The following is a 21,244-nucleotide window of genomic DNA, read 5'->3' as shown; positions in this document are numbered from 1 at the left end:
CGGCCTCCCATGGGCCTCCCCGGCCTCCCATGGGGGGCCGCAGTCTTTGACGGTTCAGACCTCAGCGTCGTCGTCTTCGACGTCGGGGTCGACGAGCTCATCGAAGGTCACCTTGATGGGCCTGGCCTTGCCCAGCTTGCTCGCGCTGGCAGGGGGCTGCAGCGCCCGGACGGGGACGAGGTAGACACGGACGCCCGACACTGTGACGAAGGGGAATCCTGTCTTGCTCTCGCTCTCGTTCGGGAGGTCGAGCACGCGGCCGGTCAGGTTGATGATGACCAGGTAGGCGAAGGACTTTCCGTGGTCCATCGCGTACTGGACCGCCTGGTGCAGTCCCTTGCCGAGCTCCCGCCGGCCGCGGTCCTTCATGTCCAGCAGCTTGACCTCGCCGACGAACGGATCATCGCCGTCGAGACCGAAGAGAACGTCCGACGTGCCGGCAGGTGACTGGGCCTGGGAGTAGGGCATGTTGATGCCCTCGTTGAAGAGGAACTTCCGTAGGTCGCGGTCGTAGACCTCTTCCATCTTCTGCGTGTCGGCTGTCGCCTCCGCGTGGAGCCGCTCACGCTCGAACCACTCGACCCGGCGGACATAGCGTTCCAGCACGTAGATCGTGTTGCTTGCCGAGTTGATTCGATCGAGCCAGTACTGGAACAACGGCTTGAGCACGCGGTCGGCGAAGTCTCGCCATCGGTGGGTGAGGTTGCGCTCGACACTGACACCGTTAGTCCATCCAAGGGTGAACTTCGAGGGGTCGTTGGCTGTCTTGTCCTGTTCGAGGGCGTGTTCGATCCATTTCCAGATCAGGGTGGCCCGGCCACCTTCGGTTTTGCTCGTCCAGTAGAAGGTGCGGTTGGTGCGCAGCAGGTTGATGAACGCCTCGACATCCAGGTCTTCCTCTGCGGTCGCGGCTTCTTCGAGGATGCCTTGCAGCAGGGGCTGCTGAGATGCCCACGCATGGAACATGCCGAGCTCTACGCCGACATCGGCGTAGTCAGCTCGTTCCAGCCGGTGGTATCGCTCGGCGAGGTATTCAGGAAGGTTGAGCCCGTGGTTCATGCATTGCCCCTCGTGGTTCGCGGGTGGCTCCGGGGTCCGGTACCCGTCCCGCCTGACATAGGTCGCGCTTGCCTCCCCGGCGATGACTGCGCCGTCTGCCCCCAGCGTGTCTTCAGCGTCGCCCGCGCTATCAGCCTGCGGGAGGACCGGAGCATTCTCACAGTCGCTAACGACATTTCTGTCGGTCGATGTCTCTAGTGCTTCACGACCCGGACACGATGTTCTGCTTCCGGGCGGTGTGTCATGGTTCGGGCTCTACTTTCGCGGCATGGACGTCGAGAAGGTGGCTGCCCATGAGGGCGAGCAGGAGCGGGGCGAGGAAGCAGCTGGCGTTCGTCCTCGCTGGAGATGGCCAGCGACTGTTGGCAGAGTGGTCGGTATCGGCCTGGTCGTGGTCTTCGCTGTGATCGGTGTCGTTGCTACCGGGTACGTGGTGTGGAACGGGTTTCCCCAGGGCAAGGACCGGCAAGCGGAGGCGTGTGCGGATGACCTCCGGGCCGCGAAGTCCTTCCAGCAGCGGGTATTGAAGATCAAGGATGCGCGGTCTCCGGAAGCGGAGTATCAAGGGCGGCTGTGGGCTCGGGTCATCGCTGGTGCGCCGGAATGCTTCAACCCGGGGGATGTAGCCGCGGCTCGGGAGTACCTCGATCGGGGTTAGGTTGCGGCGGTGTGACGGTCTGGCGACGGCCTGGTCATCCTGCCCCTCGCTCGAGCGGGTCCTGCGTCCAATGGAGCTCCGCCCCGGCGGGATGGAGCCGTCCCGTGCTCCGTGTATCAGGGCTCCTGGCCGATCCGTGCAAGTTCGTCCGCGCATGCTTTCCCGAAGGGCGTCAGAGTCCAGAGCACGGCGGCACCGCCCCCGTATCTACCGTGGCCTTCGTCGTACACCATCCCGAGACTGTTAAGCCGGGCGGTCAACGCAGTGACAGTCGTAGCGAGGCCGGGGTCATGTTCGGCAATCTGCTTGTCGGACCAGCTGTAGTGGAGTTCCTCGAAGTCCTTATCGAAGTGCTGGGGTGCTTTGGTCAGAAGGATCGCCAGAACGCGGAAGTGAGGTACATCGAGCTGACCAAGAGCATCGATAACGAGGAGGCTCTGGTCGACAGCAGCGTCGTCAGCAGCGAGGGCGCCGGTGACGAAGGCGCGGGCGAGGGCTTGGAGACGGGTCTCGTTGGTGCTGCTGACTGCAGCGTTGACGGCTCGGGCGAGAAGCTCGAGTTTAAGATCGTCGTACGTGATCTGCTGAAGGAGCTCTTCAGCGGTCAGGTTCTCGTCGGCAACGGCGAAGTCGAAGAAGCGCTGGAGTCTCTCTGAGCGGCGTACAGCCCTGGTCCTGAGGGCGTAGCTGAGTTCCTCCCCAAGCGGGCCGACTATCCCTCCAATCGCCGTCGCGACGTCGGCAGGAAATCCTGCTTGGACGAGGCCTACGGCAGCGATGCTGTTCGCGGCGTTACCAGCCATCCGGTCAAGTGCGGGGCCCTTACGGGACTCAGACTCATTGGGCATCCCAGCATCATGGCCGTGACGGTGCTGTCGTGCCGGTGAAACGGGTGGGCGTCTCGTACGACTGGTTGAGAGAAAGAACTGTGACTCTCCAGACTTGGGCTGAGTAGCGAGTGAGTCACCCGCTGTTGACGCGAGGGTCGTAGTACTCCACCTGTACGCGCTGCTCCCAGTGGCCGGGTCCGTCCATGGTCTCGCCGGTCGGCTTGTCACAGTGGCAGGACCACGGGTCTGCGTCGTCGGCCTCGAGGGGTGGCCAGAACTTGAACAGCACTTCCTGGGTCTTGGGCTCTTCCCTCCCTGTCGGCCAGTGTTCGATGTGCAGTCGCACGTCTTGACCGGGGCGGATCAACGGAGGAAGGGTGAGTGGCGTGCATGAGCCGGTGGCAGTGATGGCGATGGCCTGGGCTCGGTAGGCGCCGACACCTTCAACGGTGAACGTCGCGAAGAGGCTTTGGTGGTGTGCGTCGCCCTCTACATCCGCCTACAGGGGCGCGATCGGCTTGGGTGCCAGCTCGGTGTGATGCCGGTCCGTTTCGATCTGCCTCAGGTTCTTTGCTTCGTCCGCTGAGTCGCGGGCGGCTTTTGCGGACTTGCTGGCGTAGACGAGTGCCCATACGGCGACGCCGAGCGATCCGGTGCTGACGATCAGGGCTGCGGTTGCGATCTGGTCTGCTGTATCCGCTGGGGAACGGTAGCGACCTGGTGTGTGGTGATGCTCGGCTTACGACGCTTTCCGCTCGGTTCCCTGAGGCGTGCTCCTTGGACCAGGCGGCTGGGCTGCTTGGGCCGCGGCCAAAGGTCGGTGCGGAAGGTCCTGCAGTTATAACTGCGCGCTACAACCAATCAACAATGGGCGGCCTGTCCGCACTGTTGCGGGGCGAGAGTGCGCGCTCCCGCAATCAAATAAAAATGAGTGGTCGGGTCCGGCGTCACGACGCTCTGCGCGCGGTCGTCTTGGGCCCGTTGGCCTTCGCCCGGGTGACTCCGGCTCGAGCAGCAGCGCGGGCTTCTTCTGCGGCTGTGCGGGCCGGTGGCTGCGCATGTGGCGTGTCCGGCTCGAGGCAGGTCGGTTCGGGTGCACCGGGGCGTGTCGGGGCCTGTGAGGGCCGCTGAGCCGCTGCCGGTTCTGGTCCCTCACCTTCTCCTCGCCGACAATCCTGATCTTCCTTCGGCTCGAGCGGCGGGGGGACTTCCACCTCAGCGAGTGACGGGGGGCAACCCTCATCACTCTCTTGATGAACTCCTGTAACGCACTCTCTTACGTACTCGGTGTCAGCCGCTGATACGGCAGGTGTCAGCGGTTGATACGCAGGAGTGTCAGCGGTTGATACATCGCCGGTCAGCGGTTGATACACAGCTGCCTCGCCGGGGGCGTCCGTGTGTGTCAGCGGTTGATACGTTCCGGCCTCTTCCTGCTCGCCCCCATGTATCAGCGGTTGATACGCAGCGGCGGGCTTGCCGTTCTTCGGCGTCCCCCCGTGCTCGACGCACGGCCCTTCGCCTGGGGTGGTGGTCCCTCGGCCAGCGCGGCGCGTACACCATCCGCCCGTCTTCGTCGGCTGCCCGCACTGGGCAGGACCCTCCGTGGTCGGAGCGAGGCAGTCCCGGTCAGGCCAGGCCAGGGCGTATCCCTGGCTCTTGGACGGGCTGGGGGCCTTCACCAGCCACCCGTCGGCCTCGAGCTTGGCGAGCGCACCGCGGACGGTGTTGATGCTCAGCTCGAGGTCGCCGACCAGGGAACGCAGCGACGGCCAGGCGACCTTCTTGGGCTTGCCGATGCTGTGCACGTAGTAGCGCTGGGCGACGTTCGTTGCGGAGTCGCCCAGGGTGCGCGCCTTGTAGACGAGCAGGACCCACAGCAGGCCGCGGTCGAGGCCGAGCTGGTCGGGGGTGAAGTACGGTCGCGCCCAGTCGGGCAGCGGCGCGGTGTCGATAGGGCGCCCGCGTGCGGACACGCCGGACGTGTTCTCAGACATGGGAAACCACCGGGTCGAATAACCGTGGAAATAGCGCAGAGGCGCGTAATTAAGTAATTAAGTCGGCCAGCGTTCCGGACAGCGGGCGCTGGCCGGGCTGCTAGCTCTCGGGCTTCTGCTGCACTTCTGCGGCCCGCTTGCGGGCTGATCCGGTGGGGGCACCGGTCTCGATCTGCTTCACGCGGGTGAAGTGGATCCCGATGGCTTCGCCGATCTTCCGGTAGCTCATGCCGACGGCTCTGAGTGCCTGGATGTCCTCGCGGCGGAGGCGGGCGAGGGTGCTGTTCGCCGTGTGGATGAGGTCGAGAGCCTCGGTGACAACGCGGGCGCGGACCTGCGGGTCTTCGATCTCGGTGATGGCGTCGATGGCCTTCTGCATGTCCTCGACGCGCTCATCCACACGCCAATCGTAGGGGATGCCCCAACGGTCTTCCATGAGTGCCGCTTGCATGACGTAGAGCTTACCTCTACTGTAGAGGAAGGCGCAACACGTTAGACAGCTTCGCTTCCCGCCCGCTAGGGCCTGGAGCGCGTTTGCATAGTTAGATGCACTAGCGACTTGCCGGATGGTGCCGGACTCCACCGCCACCGCCGGTGGTGTACGCAACGCGCGGCCTCCCATAGACCTCCCAAGGCCCACGGGAGGCCAGCGCTTCTGCCCCTAGGAGCTGAACGACAGTGACCATGCCCGTCTCCTGATCATGTCGGAGGGCTTCTCGCCTTCGCCGTCGTCGGCAACGGGCTAGGCATGGGCTTGCAGGGCGGCGTGGAAGGGGGCGATGCCGTGCGGGATGTGGCCGCCGTCTACGCGGACTTCGTGGGCCAAGGCGTGACAATGGATTCCAAGCCGGGCAGGACGGTGACGGGCTCGCTCACAGCGTCCCCAGCACCCGGGATGCACATTTCCGTAAGTCCCGCCCCCAGCCCCCGCCCGTGATGCCCAGAGCTGTCACGGGCTCGCCTCGGCCGAGCGAAAGCCCTGAAGCGCTTCAGTAGCCGTTGAGCCAATCGCTGGAAATCCGATCACGGACCCGGCCGAGAGCCTCTTCGGTACAGGCTCTCGCCAGCAAGGTCATGCGCCCGCCCTCGCGGAGAAGCAGGTCCTGACCAGCGAGCCAGCGGATTCCAGGCTTCTCGTCGATCGGGTACTCCGAGAACGGGAGAAGCGTGTAGTGCCCCTCCAACTCCTCGACCCCTTCTTCGTCAAGATCCGCGACGAACAACCTCACGAACAGCGCCATGCAGCGCATGGGAGACGCTCTCTGGGCTTGATCAACCAGGCGAGTGCAACGGCGACCGCAACCGAAACGATCAGGGCAGGAGCCGGATCCGGCTCCTGCCCTAATCAGGGTGGTGGGTCGCGTGGGACTCGAACCCACAACCTACGGATTAAAAGTCCGGAGCTCTGCCATTGAGCTAGCGACCCATCGTGCATCATACCGATCTCAACCCGGTTGGCCGCATCCGATATTCGGGGTTGGCCGGGACGGGGCCGGGTAGGGCCGCAGCATCGGGGGTTCGGCTTCGGGGGGAGCGTTCGGGGTGCGTGCGCGGGTTGCCGGGTTGATGGAGCGGGCTCGGCGGGATCTGGCCGAGCTGGTGGCGATGCGGTCGGTGGCCGATCCTCGGCTTTTTCCCGCCGAGGAGTGCCTGAGGGCGGCTCAGTGGACGGCGGACGCGTTCACGGGGGCCGGGGTGCCCTGCAAGCTGTACGAGACGCCCGACGGGAGCCAGGCCGTGATCGGGCACCGGCCGGGGCCTGAAGGGGCCCCTACCGTGCTGTTGTACTCGCATTACGATGTGCAGCCGCCCGGAGAGGGGTGGCGGTCGCCTCCCTGGGAGCTGACGGAACGCGACGGGCGCTGGTACGGGCGGGGTGCCGCCGACTGCAAGGGCAACATCGTCATGCATCTGACGGCGTTGCGGGCGGCGGAGCCCGGCGTCGGGGTGAAGGTCGTCATCGAGGGGTCCGAGGAGCAGGGCACCGGCGGGCTGGAGCGGCTTCTCGACCGGAACCCGGAGCTCTTCCAGGCCGATGCGATCGTGATCGGTGACACCGGGAACCTCGCCGTCGGCGTCCCGGCGTTCACCACGTGCCTGCGCGGGCAGGCCAACGTGATCGTCACGGTCACGACCATGAAGGGCGCCCTGCACTCGGGCGTGTACGGGGGTGCCGCCCCTGACGCGCTCGCCGCGCTCGTCCACATGCTGGGGACCCTGCGGGACGCGGCGGGCAACACCACCGTCCAGGGCCTGCCGGGCGACCAGCGCTGGGACGGCGCCCAGTACCCCATCGACCAGTTCCGCAAGGACGCCGGGATCCTCGACGACGTCGCCGTCACGGGCACCGGGACGATCGCCGACATGTTGTGGGCCAGGCCCGCCCTGACCGTCCTGGGCATCGACTGCCCGCCCGTCGCCGGCTCCGTCGCCGCCGTCCAGCCCTCGGCGCGGGCCCGGCTCAACCTGCGCGTCCCGCCCGGCATCGACCCGCAGGAGGCCTGCGAGGCGCTGACCGCCCATCTGAAGGCCGTCGCCCCCTGGCACGCCCAGGTCGAGGTCGCGCCGCAGTCCCTGGGCCGCCCGTTCCTCGCCCGCACCGACGGCCCCGCCTACTCCGCGATGACCGCGGCCCTCACCGAGGCGTACGGCAGGAAGGTCGCCGCCCAGGGCCAGGGCGGTTCGATCCCGCTGTGCGGGGCGCTCCAGAGCCGCTTCCCCGAAGCCGAGATCATGCTTCTGGGCGTCGAGGAGCCCCGGGCCCTCATCCACGCGGCCGACGAGAGCGTCGACCCGTCCGAGATAGAGAACCTCGCCTTCGCCGAGGCGATCTTCCTGCGGGGCCGCCGCTGAACGCGAACGGGCGCGGACCGTCCGGCCCGCGCCCGCCCGATCGCGGTTCTCAGTTGGCGTGCAGCATCTCGTTCAGCCCGCCCCAGGTGCCCGAGCGCGGGATCGCCTCCACCGCGCCCGACTGGGAGTTGCGGCGGAACAGCAGGTTGTTCGCCCCGGACAGGTCCAGCGCCTTGACGATCGAGCCGTCGGGCAGCGTGACGCGCGTCCCCGCGGTCACGTACAGGCCCGCCTCGACGATGCAGTCGTCGCCGAGGGAGATCCCGACCCCGGCGTTGGCGCCCAGCAGGCACCGCTCGCCCAGCGAGATGACCTGCTTGCCGCCGCCGGACAGCGTGCCCATGATCGACGCGCCGCCGCCGATGTCGCTGCCGTCGCCGACGACGACACCCGCGCTGATCCGCCCCTCGACCATGGACGAGCCGAGCGTCCCGGCGTTGAAGTTGACGAACCCCTCGTGCATGACGGTCGTCCCGGACGCCAGGTGGGCGCCGAGGCGGACCCTGTCGGCGTCGGCGATCCGCACCCCGGTCGGGGTGACGTAGTCGGTCATGCGCGGGAACTTGTCGATGCCGTAGACGGCCAGCTGGCCGCCTTCGACCCGCACGGCCAGCCGGGCCGCGTCCAGCCCGTCGATCGGGGTGGGGCCGATGGACGTCCAGGCGACGTTGGCCAGCAGCCCGAAGATCCCGTCCAGGTTCAGCCCGTGCGGCTTGACGAGCCTCGTGCTCAGCAGGTGCAGCCGCAGGTACGCGTCGTGCGCGTCGGCGGGCTTGTCGTCCAGGGAGGCGATGGTCGTCCGGACCGCGACGACCTTCACGCCCCGCCGCGCGTCGTTCCGCACGGCCCCGGCCAGCTCACCCGCGGCGTCCCCCTCCAGGACGACGGTCCCGGCCGGGCCCGGCTCCGCGGCGAGTTCGGGAGCGGGGAACCACGTGTCCAGCACGGTGCCGTCTTCGGCAATGGTCGCAAGGCCGACGGCTACCGCGCCGGAAACAGTCTCAGTGCTCACAGCCACAGATTAGTCAAGATCACCATCGGCTCAGAACGGGCCCCGCCTCCACGGGCCCCAGATCGCGAAGGTCATGCCCGCCGCGGACTGGACGTTGACGAACAGGGTGTGGCCGTCCGGGCTGAACGTGGCGCCGGCGAACTCCGCTCCGGGGTCGGCCTTGATCGGCTTGAGCTGGGCGAAGGGGAAGACCTGGCCTTTCCTGGTGAGGCCCCGGACGAAGTTCCGTCCGTCGCCGTCCTCGCAGAGCACCAGGGAGCCCCGAGGACTGTGGGTGATGTTGTCGGGGAGGTCGAGCCGGGACCGCGAGGTGGACTCGGTGATCAGCTTGAGGCGGTCGCTGCGGGTGTCGTACGCCCACACCTGGCCGCGCCCGTCTCCGAACCCGGAAGGCCCCTTCTTGGTGACCTTGGCGCCACCCTGGGTGGAGACGAAGTACACGACGCCCTTGTGGAAGATCGCGCCTTCCAGCCGGGCGAACTGTGCTCCGCCCTTGGCGTGTCCCTGCTTCGCCACGTACTGGATGGCCTCGTCGTTGGACGGCCTGCCGGTGAACGTCGGGTTCGGGTCGTCGATGTCCACCCACGTGACGTCGTAGGCGGTTCCGGCTTTCTGGTGCTTGTAGAGCTTCGCTCGCGGCTTCTTCTTGACGGCGAGCATCTGCAGGCGGCCTCCGTCCAGGATGCGTCCCGCACTCAGCGGGCTGCGCGGAGGCAGGTAGCGGTAGAAGCCCGACGCGTGGTTGAAGTCGTCTTCGGTGAGGTAGACGGCCCCCGTCTTGGGGTCGCATACGGCCGCCTCGTGCGCGAACCGGCCTGCGGAGAGGATCGGTTCTCCGATCCCGACTTCGAAGATGTAGCCGTGCTTCTCCTTCAGCAGGGAGTTGTCGGCTCCGGTGTGGTCGTTGCCGACGTCCGGGCCGTTGACGGTCTCCTCGCAGGTGACCCAGCGCCCCCAGGGCATCGCTCCCCCGGAGCAGTTGCCCATGGTCCCGTTCAGGCTGACCGCGCCGGCGAGCACTTTCCCGTAGTTGGTGACGCGCAGCGTGCACGTGCCTCCGCCGGCCATCGGGTCGTACGCCTTGTCCTTGTCCCCGAACGCTCCCACGGGCCCGAACACCTCGTGGTTGCGCACCAGGACGGCCTGGCCCTTCACCGTCTTGAAGGCCGCCATCCCGTCGTGTTTGCCGGGCGTGACATGCCCGTCGCTGAGCCGGGATCCCGTCGCGTTGAACGACCGGTACCTGAACCCGGCCGGAAGCAGCAGCCGCACCCTGCCGTCACGCAGGTCCTCGACCGCCCGCAACTTTCCGTACCCGCTCGCCTTGCCGCCGGCGTAAGCCGCGACGCCGTCGAACGGCGTCACCATCCCGGCAAGACCGAGCGCCCCCAAGAACGCACGTCTCTCCATGCTCATTGGACGCCCGATTCCCGACAAAGGTTTTCAATGGGGCAAATCACACTTTGCCGTCGACCGGATGTCAGCACGCCGGACGTTTGGACTTTCCGGGATCTTCCCTAGGGCCTCCCCTGCCCGTTCGCGGGGATGAATCCGGCATGCGCGTTCATCTCGCCACCGTGCTCGGCTTGGTCCTGACGATGCCGGTCGTCATCCCCGCGGAGGCCGCGGCTCCGCGGAAGCCCACCGTCGTCCTGGTGCACGGGGCCTTCGGTGACGCCTCGGGGTGGAGTTCCACGATCCGAGGACTGAAGAAGGCCGGCTATCCGGTGCTCGCGCCGGCCAACCCGCTACGAGAACTGGCCGGAGACGCGGCTTATGTGAGCAGTGTCCTGCGCACGGTCAAGGGCCCGGTCGTGCTCGTCGGACACTCCTACGGCGGAATGGTCATCTCCAACGCGGCGGTCGGCCACCCGAACGTCAAGGCGCTGGTCTACATCGCGGCGCTCATGCCGAAGAAGGGGGAGAGCGCCGCGGCGCTGGACGCCAGGTACCCGGGCGCCACGGCGTCCAGGTCGCTCATCAGGCGTCCCATCCCGGGCGGCGGCGTGGACTTCTACCTCGATCCCGCCGCGTTCCGCTCCGCGCTGGGCGCCGACCTCCCGCGATCCGTGACGAGCGTGATGGCGGTGACCCAGCGTCCGATCACGGCCGCCGCCCTGCGCGCGCCGAGCCGCGCCTCGGCCTGGACCTCGATCCCGTCCTGGTACCTGGTCACCGGCCGGGACAAGGCGGTCCCTCCCAGGATGCAGCGCTTCATGGCCGGGCGTGCGCGCGCCCGCGTCTTCACCGCGCCGAAGGCGTCCCATCTCGTCTTCCGCTCCCGGCCGGCCCTGACCGTCTCGGTCATCGAGGCCGCCGCGAAGGCCGCCACCTGAGAACGACGGACGCCGCATTTCTGGAACCAATGGCAACTTCCGTACGTCTCATCAGGCATGACCGGCTACCAGCCCGAGCGCCTGTCCCAGGACCGGATCGAAGCCATCCTCCACTCGGTCATCAGCCAGCACGTGGCGATGGGCTGGCGGCTGGAGTCGAGGTTCGGCAACCAGGTCGTGTTCGTGCGCGGCGGCCAGACCAACCACGCCGCCCACGCGCTCATCACCTTCCTGCTGTGCGGCCTGTGGCTGCCGATCTGGATCGTCCTGGCGGTCGTCGAGCAGGAGAAGCGGACCGTCCTGTCCGTGGACGAGCAGGGCCGCCTCTCCCAGGGCGGCGGCATCCCGTACCCGGGTTTCGCGCCTCCCCCCGTGAACCGGTTCAACGGCAACGCGCAGGCCATCGCGATCGCGAACATGCGCCGCCAGCTGCGCCGGCAGGCCCGCGAGCACGCCCGCGACGTGGTGCTCGCCCGCGACCTGCGCATCGGCCGTCCGGACCTGCCGCGCCACTACGACGACGGCGGCCTCATCGACGTCAACCACGTCCCGGCCCCGGTCCTGACCGCCATCACCGGCGTCACTCCGGAGCTCGCCGAGCACATCGTGCAGGTCAGGTCGCAGGTCATCGGTTTCAGTTCCGCCGAGGAACTCGCCGCGGTCGCCGCGCTGCCGCCGCACCTCACCCCGGAGATCCGGGAGTACGGCATCTTCCTCCCCTGAATCCCGGGGAACGGGCGTCCCGTTTTCTCACCTCTCGGCGTCTCCCCGCGAGAGGCACGCCCTGTTATGGTGCTGAAGTTTGTTGCTGTGGCAAATGACCGCTGGATGGCTTATGCCCCTGCCTGACGACTATCCGCTTCCGCGGATCGGCACACTGCACATGCCGAGAGTCGACGCATCGGTACCGCGAGCCTTCGTCGAGGTGACGGCGCCGCAGGGACTACTGCGCGGTCTGGCCGTCCGCATCTCCTCCCCTCTCCTGCCCAAAGCCGTGTTCGCTCTGCCTCGTCCTCTACGAAAACGGGATCGGTGATGAAGCGACACCCGCTGATCTGGCTGTCGGGCGCACAGCCCGCGATTCTGGAGCGGACGCCCGGAGACCGGGCCAAGTACCAGGGCATCGGCGGAGCCGTGCTGACCACGGCGACACTCGCCGGGGTGTCGATGTTCTTCGCGCTGCAGATGGCGCTGCGGGCGCCCTGGTACGCGGCGCTGCCGATCTCGCTCGTGTGGTTCCTGGCCATCCTCAACCTGGACCGCTGGCTGGTCGTGTCGATCCAGCGCGGGAACCGGGCCTGGCTGGTGGCGCTGCCCCGGCTGCTGATGGCGCTGCTGTTCGGGTTCATCATCTCCACGCCGCTGGTGCTGCGGATCTTCCAGCCCGAGATCGAGACGGAGATCAACAAGATCCGGCAGGAGCAGACCGAGCGGTTCCAGGGCGACCTCACCGGCGGCGAGGTCGGGCGGAAGATCGACGCGCTGGAGAAGCAGGAGACCGCGCTGCTCCAGACGATCGCCAGTGGCGGCACCGTCGTGAACCCCGAGGAGGACGCGCAGATCGTCGCGCTCCGGGAGCGGCTGAAGCCGTTGGAGAAGAAGCGGGACGAGAACGCCGACGCCGCGACGTGCGAACTGACGGGCGACAAGTGCCAGAACGGGAGCCGCAAGTCCGGTGCGGGCCCGCGTTACGAGAACTTCCGGGCCAAGCAGCGCGAGGCCGAACGGGAGATCCGGGAGATCGACCGGCAGATCAAGGACCGCCGTGACGAGCTCGCTTCGGCCTCCAAGACGAGCCGAGAGCAGACGCTCCGAGAGGCCAACGAGGCGCTCCCCGGCGTCCAGACGCAGCTGAAGAACCTGCGGAAGATCCAGTCGGACGAGCAGGCGGCCTTCGAGCAGGCCAACGAGGGGAACACCGGCCTTCTGGTGCGCCTGGACGCGCTCAACCGCGCCTCGACCGGTGATTTCACACTCGGCCTCTGGCGCATTCTGCTGTTCTTGCTCTTCACCGTCATCGAATGCCTGCCGATTTTCGTGAAGGTCCTGCAGCTGTACGGGCCGCCGAACACCTACGAACAGCTCGCCGAAGAGCACGCCAAACGCAGCGTCACGTCCGGGAAAATCCAGGCTGAGACGCACGAACAGGCGCTGGAATTGCAGCAGACGTCACAGCTGAGCCAATCCCGTGCGGTGGTGGAGGCACGCGAAGAAGCCGCGCGGAAACTCGGGGCGATGACGGCGGAGGCCGAACTGCGCGTGGCCGCCGCGATCCTCGCCGCGTGGGAGGAACGCGAGATAGCCCGCATCCCCCAGAACCTCGACGAATACGTGACGTCCACGCACGACCCCGTCATCACGCCCGCCTCGTCCACCGCCGAGCCCGCCGTGACACCTCCGCTCTTCGGCCCGAACGCGCCGGGCGTCATGCCGTACTACGCGCCGGCCTTCGACGAGGAGGCCCGCCGCCGCGCCGACGCCGAAGGCGGTCAGCGGTAGGCCGGGATACCGGTGATCGCCTCACCGAGGACGAGCGTGTGGATCTCCTCCGTGCCCTCGTAGGTCAGGACGGACTCCAGGTTGTTGGCGTGCCGGATCACCGGGTACTCCAGCGTGACGCCGTTCGCGCCGAGGATCGTCCGGGCCGAGCGGGCCACGTCCAGGGCGGCCCGGACGTTGGCGAGCTTGCCGAAGGAGACCTGCTGGGAGGTGACCTTCCCGGCGTCCTTCAACCGCCCGATGTGCAGAGCCGTCAGCCCCGCCTGCCCGAGGGCCACCTCCATGCGCGCGAGCTTCTCCTGAGTGAGCTGGAAGCCCGCGATCGGCCTGCCGAACTGCTCGCGGGACCCGGCGTACTCGACGGCGGCCTCGTAGCACGCGCGTCCCGCGCCGACGGCGCCGAAGATGATGCCGAAACGCGCCTCCGAGAGGCAGCCGAGCGGTGCTTTGAGCCCTCTGGCCTCGGGCAGGATCGCGTCCGCCGGCAGCCGTACCTCGTCGAACGCCAGCTCGGACGTGACGGAGGCGCGCAGCGAGAGCTTCTTCTTGATGTCCGTGCGGGTGACCCCGCGGGTGCCCGCCGGGACGAGGAAGCCGTTGATCCCCTCCTCGGTGCGCGCCCAGACGACCGCGACGTCCGCCACCGACCCATTGGTGATCCACATCTTGGCGCCGTTGAGGATCCAATCCTGCCCGTCACGCCGCGCGTACGTCCTCATCGATCCCGGGTCGGAGCCGTGGTCGGGCTCGGTGAGCCCGAAGCAGCCGATGAGGTCGCCCGCCGCCATGCCCGGGAGCCAGCGCTGCTTCTGCTCTTCCGAGCCGTACTTGTGGATCGCCGCCATCGCCAGGGACCCCTGGACGGAGACGAAGCTGCGCAGCCCGCTGTCGGCGGCCTCCAGCTCCCGGCACGCGATCCCGTACGAGACGGCGTTCGTCCCCGCGCACCCGTAGCCCTTCAGGTGCATGCCGAAGAGCCCCAGCTTGCCCAGTTCCCGCGCGAGGTCCCGGACGGGCAGCGCCCCGCTCTCGAACCAGTCGGCCACGTAGGGGTCGACGAAGTCGGAGCGGAAGGCCCTGACGGTGTCGCGGACCATCCGTTCCTCGTCGGAGAGCTGATCGTCGAGCCGTAGAACGTCCATCCCGAGCCTCCCTCTGGTTACCGCCGCTAATTTACTCAGGGGTCGAACTCAGGGCGTTCTCAGGGCCGCTCCCCGATGTGGATAAGGCCCTCGAGGGGGCACTCTTAACCCATGACCGCCACACTGCACCGCAAGATGGACAACAAGATGCTCGCCGGTGTCTGCTCCGCGATCGCCGCGCAGACCAACCTCGACCTCAACATCGTCCGCCTGGCCGTCGCCGGCGTCTCCGTCATCGGCGGGATCATCGGCATCGGCCTGGCCGTCCCCCTCCTGTACGTCCTCGCCTGGATCCTGATCCCGGCCGACGACTCCGACCAGTCCCCCGCCCAGCGCTGGTTCAACAAGCCCGAGGTCAAGGACGCCATCGACAAGGCCTCGGACGCCCTCAAGAAGAAGCCGTGACCCTCCCGGCGGCCTCCCGCACACGCACGGGAGGCCGCGGTCAGAGCCGGGTCGACAACGTCTGCGTGTGGAGCACCGCGTTCTCCATGTCCCGCAGCCTCACCGTGAGCTCCTCCGTCTCGCAGTCGATCTCCACCTCGCCGAAGAACTGGGCGCCGTCAGCGGGACCGGCGCCGGGGCGGGGAGCGCCCTTGATGAACACCGTGCTCGGCCCGAACGTCGAGTCGAACCTGGTGGGCCGGAAGGTCCCCGAGTTGAGGGGGCCCGCGACGAACTCCCAGAAGGGCGCGAAGTCCTTGAAGGCGGCCTGCGCGGGGTCGTAGTAGATGGCCGCCGCGTAATGCACCTCCGCGGTGAGGAAGACGATGCCCGTCACGCCGTGCAGCCAGGCGTCGCGCAGGATCGCGGCGAACTCCCGTTCACGGCCGAGCGGCTGGCCCTCGTCCCGGTTGCCGACACCGTCCTGGTCCGTGCCCTTGGCGCCCGTCAGGCCGAGCGGAATGCTGTTGGCGACGACCTTCCAGACGGCCTTGGAGCCGCGCAGCTCCCGGATGAGCCAGCGCGTCTGGTCGTCCCCGAGGATGCCGGGACCGTACGTCTCCAGGTTGGGGGTGTTCCTGTTGCGGTACGACCGCATGTCCAGCACGAAGACGTCCAGCAGCGGACCGTAGGAGACCTTCCGGTAGATGGTCGACGCGGAGCTGATCGGCACGTACTCCCGGACGGCACGGCGTGCCCGCTCCGCCAGTACGCGCACGTTCTTCTCGGTGTAACGCGAGTCGTGGATGATCTGTTCGGGGTACCAGTTGTTGCGTACTTCGTGGTCGTCCCAGTCGTAGAGCATCGGTACGCGGGAGTTGAACGCGCGCAGGTTGGCGTCCATGAGGTTGTAGCGGAACTGGCCGCGGTACTCGGCGAGCGTCTCGGCGACCTTCGCCTTCTCCCAGGTCATCACATTCCGCCAGACAGTGCCGTCGGGCAGCGTGACGGTCTCCTTCAACGGGCTGTCCGCGTAGGCCCAGTCGCCGCTGCACAGGAAGAAGTCCGGCTCCACCGCCGCCATCGCGTTGAAGATGCGGTAGCCGCCGAACGCCTCGTTGATGCCCCAGCCCTGGCCCGCCAGATCACCGCCCCAGACGAACCGGATGCCTTTCCTCTCCCCCGGAGCCGTGGGGAAGGAGCCGAGTCCGGGAGCCGAAAGCACGCGGCCGTCGTCCAGCCTGACCCGGTAATGGATCCGTTCACCCTGCGGGAGTCCGTCGAGCCGTACGCGTCCCGTCAGGTCCGTCTCAGGGGTCAGCCAGGGGCCCGCCACCGTCCGGTGGTCCTTGAGGTCCGGGCGGATGCCGTAGTCGACCAGCATTTGGGACGGGACGTCCCCCCGCACCCACACCACGGCCCGGCCGCCGCCGACCTCGCCGCTCTGCACCCCATGGGTGATCACGGGCCGGCGCCGGGCCGGCGCGGCTGACGCCGGGCCGCCCGCCAGAGCGAGGGCTCCGCCCGCCAGCAGGCCCGTCCGCAGGAGGTCACGTCGGTCAAGGGTCATCGGCATGCTCCAGGCTCGAGGTCACGAACAAGATCGCGCCCTGGAGGGCCGCGCTCAACGTGACAAGCGGAGGAAGGAGAAGGCTTTGACCTAGGCCTCCCGCCCGGAGGACGGGCGGGAGGCCGTGACGCGGACTCAGGCGGTCAGCGTCTTGGTGTAGAGAACCTTGTTGTTCAGGTCGCGCAGACGCACGGTGAACGCCTTCGTGTGCCCGTCGATCTCCACCTCACCGAAGAACTGGGCGCCTTCCGCGGGGCTGGCGTTGACGCGAGGGCCCGTCTTCACGAACTCCAGGGTGGGGCCGAACGTCCCGTCAAGGGTGTTCGGACCGAACGTCCCGGCGTTGAACGGACCCGCGACGAACTCCCAGAACGGCGCGAAGTCCTTGAAGGACGCCTTCGCGGGGTCGTAGTAGTGGGCGGCCGTGTAGTGGACGTCCGCGGTGAGGAAGACGATGCCCGTCACGTTGTGCCGGTACGCCTCACGCAGGACCGACGCGATCTCACGTTCACGGCCCAGAGGCAGGCCTCCGTCCTTGTTGGCCACACCCTCCTGGTTGGCGCCGTCGGGCACGATCAAGCCGATCGGAAGGTCGTTGGCGATGACCTTCCAGGTCGCCTTGGAGGCGCGCAGCTCACGCGTCAGCCAACGGGTCTGCTCCTCGCCGAGCAGCCCGGGGCCGTCCGTCTCCAGGTTCGTGGTGTTCTTGTTCTTGAAAGACCGCATGTCCAGCACGAAGACGTCCAACAGCGGGCCGTAGGAGACCTTCCGGTAGAGCGTCTGCTGCGGGTCGATCGGCAGGTATTCATGCGCGGCACGGCTGGCGCGGGCCGCCAGCACGTCGATGTTCTTCTCGGTGTAGCGGGCGTCTTCGATGATCTGGCCGGGGTACCAGTTGTTGCGGACCTCGTGGTCGTCCCACTGGTAGACGATCGGCACGCGGGAGTTGAACGCGCGCAGGTTGGCGTCCATGAGGTTGTAGCGGAACTGGCCGCGGTACTCGGCGAGCGTCTCGGCGACCTTCGCCTTCTCCTCGATCATCACGTTCTTCCAGACGGTGCCGTCCGGAAGCGCGACGGACTCGACGAGCGGGCCGTCGGAGTAGACCCAGTCGCCGCTGCACAGGAAGAAGTCCGGCTCCACCGCCGCCATCGCGTTGAAGATGCGGTAGCCGCCGAACGCCTCGTTGATGCCCCAGCCCTGGCCCGCCAGGTCACCGCCCCAGACGAACCGCACGTCCTGGCCGCGCTGCGGGGTGGTGCGGAACGAACCGGTCTCCGGGGCGGACAACGTGCGCCCGTCGTCCAGCCTGACCCGGTAGTGGACCTCCCGTCCGGGAGGCAGACCCCGCAGTCGCACCCGTCCGGCGAGGTCGGTGTCGGGGGTCAGCCAGGGGCCGCGGACCGTCCGGTGGCCCCGGAAGTCGGGCCGGGTGCTGTAGTCCACCAGCATCCGGGACGCCCGGTCCGCCCGCGCCCACACCAGGGCCCGCCCGCCGGCGACCTCGCCTGTCTGCACGCCGTGGGTGATCGCGGGCCGGTTTCTGGCGAACGCGGGGGAGGCGAGGCCCGCGGGCAGCGCGAGGGCGCCGCCCGCCAGCAGCCCGGCCCGCAGGACGTCACGTCGGTCGAGGGTCATTGGCACGCTCCAATATTCGAAGTTCCGCCGCGATCGTGCTCGTCGGAGGAATCCTCGCCATGAAGCGGAAGGAAACAGCGCACGACCTCAGAGCGAGGCTTTGACCCGGCTCTGCCGCGCCGGTGCGGACACCGCCGCCACCACCTGGCCGCGGACCTGCGTCCACGCCATCGCCGCCGCCGTCGCGGCGGCCAGCCCCGCGGCGCCCGCCAGCGCCACCACCTTCTCCGGCCCGATCACCTGGGCGAGCGCGCCGCCCGCCAGGATGCCCAGGCCCTGGCCCGCCAGGATGCCCGACTGGACCAGCCCGAACGCCTGCCCCCTGCCGACTGCGGGGACCGCGGCGACGAAAGCGGTGTTGGCGGCCAACTGGTAGGCACTGCCGCACCCGGCCAGCGCCCACAGCAGCACCGTCACCTCGAACGGCGGCGCCAGCGCGCAGCCGACCAGCGGCGCGCACGACAACATCGACATCCAGCCCATCGCCCGGATCCGGCTGGACGGCCGGACGAACCGGGAGAAGACAAAACTGCCGACGACCATCCCCGTCGGCATCGCGGCCATGAGGACGCCCACGTACAGCGCGTCCTTCCCGTACGTCGCGGCGTACGGCGCCGCCAGGCCCTCGGGGATCGTGTAGAAGGAGCACAACCAGGCGAAACCCACCAGGCTCCGCAGCCCCGGATCACCGAAGACGAGCACCGCGCCCTCCTTGGTGCCGCGCCAGAGGCGGAGCCGCTCATGCGCGCGTTCCGGCGCGGGCCGCCTCCGTATGCCCGTCAGGACCAGCGCCGACAGCAGGAAGGTCAACGCGTTGAGGGCCAGCGCCTCCCGCGTCCCGACGACCGCCACCAGCGCGCCGCCCGCGACGAAACCGAGCATCTGGGTGGCCTGGTGGGTCATGTTGTTGACCGCCGCGCCCAGCACGTACCTGTCGCCGCTCAGGACGTCGGGCAGCAGCGCCGCACGGGCCGCGGTGAACGGCGCGCCCAGCAGCACCGTCAGGAAGATCAGGACGCACAGGCCCGCGAACGGCGTCTCCCTCAGCGCCATCAGGCCCATGAGGAGCATCCGCAGGAGATCACAGACGATCATCACCCGGCGGCGCGGGAAGTGGTCGGCGAGACCGCTGAGCACCGGGCCGCCCAGGATCGGCGGCAGATACGTCAGCGCGTAGGCCAGACCCGTCAGCAGCGCGCTCTGCGTCCTGTCGTAGACCAGGACGGCCAGAGCCACCTGGGCGAATTGATCACCCACCGAGCTGAGCGTCTGAGCGGACCACAGGCGGCGGAACTCCACGACGGCGAACACCTCGCGGTACGTCGCCTGCCTTTCCGGCGGCCGTCTGTGCCTACCCATACCCCGCTCTCTAAGGGCGTTTGAGTCTCGACTGACCCCCTCATCAAATCACGTAGCGTTGCAGAGCGTTGACCGAACGTACTTTTCTGCGAGTCACCATCCGAGTTCGTGAAGACGCCGGTCGTCGATCCCGAAGTGGTGCGCGATCTCATGGACGACCGTCACGGCGATTTCTTCTCGCAGATGGTCTATATCCTCACAGAAAGCGAGATGTTCCTCACGGTAGATCTCGATCCGGTCGGGCAGGACTCCTGCGTACCAGTCGCCGCGCTCGGTCAGGGGGATACCGGTGTAGAGGCCCAGCAGCCCCTCCTCGGGGGCACTGTCCACCACCACGACCACGACGTTCTTCATCAACCTCGTCAACTCCGGAGGAATCGTGTCCAGTGCCTCCGACACCAGCTCCTCGAACCCGGCCGCGGAAATCTCGATCATGAAACGCCTCCTCCACCGCCTCTTCAACCGCCGGACCGCCCGCTGGAGTTCCCTCGTCCTCATCGGCGTGGCCGGCGCCCTGGCCGGGCTGCTGCTCGGCGGCCGCATCCAGACCCCCGTCGGCCCCGCGGACGCGTCCCTGTCGTTCTCCCTGTCGTGGAGCGGCGGCACCGTCGTGGACGTCCCGCCGCTCGGCTCCCTGCGGCTCGACTCCCACCGCGGGCCGGTCGTCCTCAACGCGCAGATCAGCCAGCTGCGCCCGTCCGCCACCGAGACCTTCATCAACGACCCGAACGCCATCGACGCGCTCTCCAAGACGATCACCGACCAGCTCCGGCACGGCCTCATCTGGATGGCGGTCCGCGGCGCCCTCACCGGCTTCGCCCTCGCGTTCCTCGTGGCCCTGCTCGCCTACCGCGCCTGGCGTCCCGCCCTCGCCGCCCTGACCGCGTCCGCCGTGACGCTGTCGGCCTTCGGCGTCACCGCCTGGCTGACCTTCCGCCCGTCCTCCGTCGCCGAACCCCGCTACACGGGCCTCCTCGCCAACGCGCCCCAGCTCGTCGGCGACGTCCAGACCGTCGTGCGACGCTTCGACGAATACCGCGGCATGCTCGCCAAACTCGTCGGGAACGTCTCCGAGCTGTACGCCACCACCAGCACCCTGCCGATCTACGAACCCGACCCGTCGACGCTGCGCGTCCTCCACGTCTCCGACATCCACCTCAACCCCATCGCCTGGGACGTGATCCGCTCCATCACCACCCAGTTCAAGGCCGAGGTCATCATCGACAGCGGCGACCTCACCGACCACGGCTCCCGGGCCGAGGACCGCTTCGCCGACAACATCGAGACCCTCGGCGATGTCCCCTACGTCTTCATCCGCGGCAACCACGACTCCCCCGGCACCCAGAAGGCCGTGGCGAAGAACAAGAACGCGATCGTCCTCGACAACACCACCCAGACCGTCAAGGGCCTCCGCATCTACGGCGCCGGCGACCCCCGCTTCACCCCCGACAAGACCACCGAAGACGACTCCATGTCCCCCGAAGCCCTCCACGCCGAGGGCGAGAAACTCGCGACCCCCCTCCGCGGCGTCCCCGAACCCCCGCACCTGGCCGTCATCCACGACGGCAACCAGGCCAAGGCCTTCGACGGCACCACCCCCCTCGTCCTCTCCGGCCACTCCCACCGCCGCGCCACCGAACTCCTCCCCCACGGCACCCGCCTCTTCGTCCAGGGCAGCACCGGCGGCGCCGGCCTCCGCTCCCTGGAACACGAGAACCCCACCAAAATCGAACTGAGCCTCCTCTACTTCAACCGCGAGACCCAGACCCTCCAGGCCTGGGACGACTTCACCCTCGGCGGCCTGGGCGAACAATCCGTCCAGGTCGAACGCCACCTCGTCTCCACCCCGCCCACCTCCGCCACCCCCGCCTCCCCGACCCCCACTCTCACCACACCCACCCCTCCCGCCC

General features: G+C 68.1%; 19 protein-coding genes and 1 tRNA gene. 7 read left to right on the top strand and 13 right to left on the bottom strand.

Annotation, left to right across the window (positions count from 1 at the left end):
• Positions 1 to 54: 54 nt before the first annotated feature.
• Positions 55 to 1,059, bottom strand: a complete 1,005-nt coding sequence (locus ABGB12_RS26890; protein ID WP_347682251.1) for a hypothetical protein — start codon at positions 1,057 to 1,059, stop codon at positions 55 to 57.
• Positions 1,060 to 1,327: 268 nt separating this feature from the next.
• Here ABGB12_RS26890 and ABGB12_RS26885 point away from each other — a divergent pair, with 268 nt between their 5' ends.
• A complete protein-coding gene (locus tag ABGB12_RS26885) occupies positions 1,328 to 1,717 on the top strand; it encodes a hypothetical protein (RefSeq protein WP_347682250.1) in 390 nt (129 codons plus the stop codon).
• Positions 1,718 to 1,833: 116 nt separating this feature from the next.
• Here the strand turns inward: ABGB12_RS26885 and ABGB12_RS26880 are convergent, their stop codons facing one another.
• The 5 genes from ABGB12_RS26880 to ABGB12_RS26860 form a co-directional block, all read right to left on the bottom strand.
• Entirely contained in the window at positions 1,834 to 2,565 is a 732-nt protein-coding gene (locus ABGB12_RS26880; protein WP_347682249.1) for a hypothetical protein, read from the bottom strand.
• Between the two features lie 115 nt (positions 2,566 to 2,680).
• Positions 2,681 to 2,893, bottom strand: coding sequence for a hypothetical protein (locus ABGB12_RS26875; protein ID WP_347682248.1), 213 nt, complete (start codon positions 2,891 to 2,893; stop codon positions 2,681 to 2,683).
• 1,748 nt (positions 2,894 to 4,641) lie between these two features.
• Positions 4,642 to 4,941: a hypothetical protein gene (locus ABGB12_RS26870; RefSeq protein WP_347682247.1), complete on the bottom strand. Its 300-nt coding sequence runs from the start codon at positions 4,939 to 4,941 to the stop codon at positions 4,642 to 4,644.
• 589 nt (positions 4,942 to 5,530) lie between these two features.
• Entirely contained in the window at positions 5,531 to 5,782 is a 252-nt protein-coding gene (locus tag ABGB12_RS26865; protein WP_347682246.1) for a hypothetical protein, read from the bottom strand.
• Between the two features lie 110 nt (positions 5,783 to 5,892).
• A tRNA-Lys gene (locus ABGB12_RS26860) sits at positions 5,893 to 5,967 on the bottom strand.
• Between the two features lie 116 nt (positions 5,968 to 6,083).
• Here ABGB12_RS26860 and ABGB12_RS26855 point away from each other — a divergent pair.
• Positions 6,084 to 7,394: a dipeptidase gene (locus ABGB12_RS26855; protein WP_347682245.1), complete on the top strand. Its 1,311-nt coding sequence runs from the start codon at positions 6,084 to 6,086 to the stop codon at positions 7,392 to 7,394.
• 49 nt (positions 7,395 to 7,443) lie between these two features.
• Here the strand turns inward: ABGB12_RS26855 and dapD are convergent, their stop codons facing one another.
• Positions 7,444 to 8,406: a 2,3,4,5-tetrahydropyridine-2,6-dicarboxylate N-succinyltransferase gene (dapD, locus tag ABGB12_RS26850; RefSeq protein ID WP_347682244.1), complete on the bottom strand. Its 963-nt coding sequence runs from the start codon at positions 8,404 to 8,406 to the stop codon at positions 7,444 to 7,446.
• Positions 8,407 to 8,436: 30 nt separating this feature from the next.
• Positions 8,437 to 9,816, bottom strand: coding sequence for an alkaline phosphatase PhoX (locus tag ABGB12_RS26845; protein WP_347682243.1), 1,380 nt, complete (start codon positions 9,814 to 9,816; stop codon positions 8,437 to 8,439).
• A gap of 146 nt (positions 9,817 to 9,962) precedes the next feature.
• Here ABGB12_RS26845 and ABGB12_RS26840 point away from each other — a divergent pair, with 146 nt between their 5' ends.
• From ABGB12_RS26840 to ABGB12_RS26830, 3 genes are all read left to right on the top strand, one after another.
• Positions 9,963 to 10,742 carry an alpha/beta hydrolase gene (locus tag ABGB12_RS26840; RefSeq protein ID WP_347682242.1) on the top strand — a complete coding sequence of 260 codons (780 nt, stop codon included), beginning with the start codon at positions 9,963 to 9,965 and terminating at the stop codon, positions 10,740 to 10,742.
• 57 nt (positions 10,743 to 10,799) lie between these two features.
• A complete protein-coding gene (locus tag ABGB12_RS26835; RefSeq protein ID WP_347682241.1) occupies positions 10,800 to 11,465 on the top strand; it encodes a helix-hairpin-helix domain-containing protein in 666 nt (221 codons plus the stop codon).
• A gap of 312 nt (positions 11,466 to 11,777) precedes the next feature.
• Positions 11,778 to 13,241 (top strand): DUF4407 domain-containing protein, encoded by a 1,464-nt coding sequence (locus ABGB12_RS26830; protein WP_347682240.1) that lies wholly within the window; start codon positions 11,778 to 11,780, stop codon positions 13,239 to 13,241.
• On the opposite strand, the gene ABGB12_RS26825 is transcribed toward ABGB12_RS26830, so the two are convergent.
• Positions 13,232 to 14,383 carry an acyl-CoA dehydrogenase family protein gene (locus ABGB12_RS26825; RefSeq protein WP_347682239.1) on the bottom strand — a complete coding sequence of 384 codons (1,152 nt, stop codon included), beginning with the start codon at positions 14,381 to 14,383 and terminating at the stop codon, positions 13,232 to 13,234. The genes ABGB12_RS26830 and ABGB12_RS26825 overlap by 10 nt on opposite strands.
• Positions 14,384 to 14,494: 111 nt before the next feature.
• Here ABGB12_RS26825 and ABGB12_RS26820 point away from each other — a divergent pair, with 111 nt between their 5' ends.
• Positions 14,495 to 14,788 (top strand): PspC domain-containing protein, encoded by a 294-nt coding sequence (locus tag ABGB12_RS26820; RefSeq protein ID WP_347682238.1) that lies wholly within the window; start codon positions 14,495 to 14,497, stop codon positions 14,786 to 14,788.
• A 40-nt stretch (positions 14,789 to 14,828) separates the two neighbouring features.
• On the opposite strand, the gene ABGB12_RS26815 is transcribed toward ABGB12_RS26820, so the two are convergent.
• The 4 genes from ABGB12_RS26815 to ABGB12_RS26800 all read right to left on the bottom strand — a co-directional run bounded on the left by ABGB12_RS26815 (position 14,829) and on the right by ABGB12_RS26800 (position 19,769).
• Positions 14,829 to 16,337, bottom strand: a complete 1,509-nt coding sequence (locus ABGB12_RS26815; RefSeq protein ID WP_347682237.1) for an alkaline phosphatase D family protein — start codon at positions 16,335 to 16,337, stop codon at positions 14,829 to 14,831.
• A 135-nt stretch (positions 16,338 to 16,472) separates the two neighbouring features.
• Positions 16,473 to 17,975: an alkaline phosphatase D family protein gene (locus ABGB12_RS26810; RefSeq protein WP_347682236.1), complete on the bottom strand. Its 1,503-nt coding sequence runs from the start codon at positions 17,973 to 17,975 to the stop codon at positions 16,473 to 16,475.
• Positions 17,976 to 18,062: 87 nt separating this feature from the next.
• Complete coding sequence (locus ABGB12_RS26805) at positions 18,063 to 19,334, bottom strand: MFS transporter (RefSeq protein ID WP_347682235.1); 1,272 nt, start codon at positions 19,332 to 19,334, stop codon at positions 18,063 to 18,065.
• Between the two features lie 93 nt (positions 19,335 to 19,427).
• The gene (locus tag ABGB12_RS26800; RefSeq protein WP_347682234.1) at positions 19,428 to 19,769 is read right to left on the bottom strand and encodes a metallopeptidase family protein; all 342 of its coding nucleotides are present in this window, start codon (positions 19,767 to 19,769) and stop codon (positions 19,428 to 19,430) included.
• On the opposite strand from ABGB12_RS26800, the gene ABGB12_RS26795 reads away from it, so the two are divergent.
• Positions 19,768 to 21,244: metallophosphoesterase (locus tag ABGB12_RS26795; protein ID WP_347682233.1), on the top strand; the 1,477-nt coding region annotated here is incomplete at its 3' end. The two genes, ABGB12_RS26800 and ABGB12_RS26795, sit on opposite strands and share 2 nt — an antisense overlap.

This window comes from Actinocorallia sp. B10E7 (genome assembly GCF_039871655.1).
In the GTDB taxonomy this organism is placed as follows: Bacteria; Actinomycetota; Actinomycetes; order Streptosporangiales; family Streptosporangiaceae; genus Actinocorallia.
The sequence above is the reverse complement of the archived record's forward strand: the minus strand, read 5'-3'. Positions and strand labels throughout refer to the sequence as shown.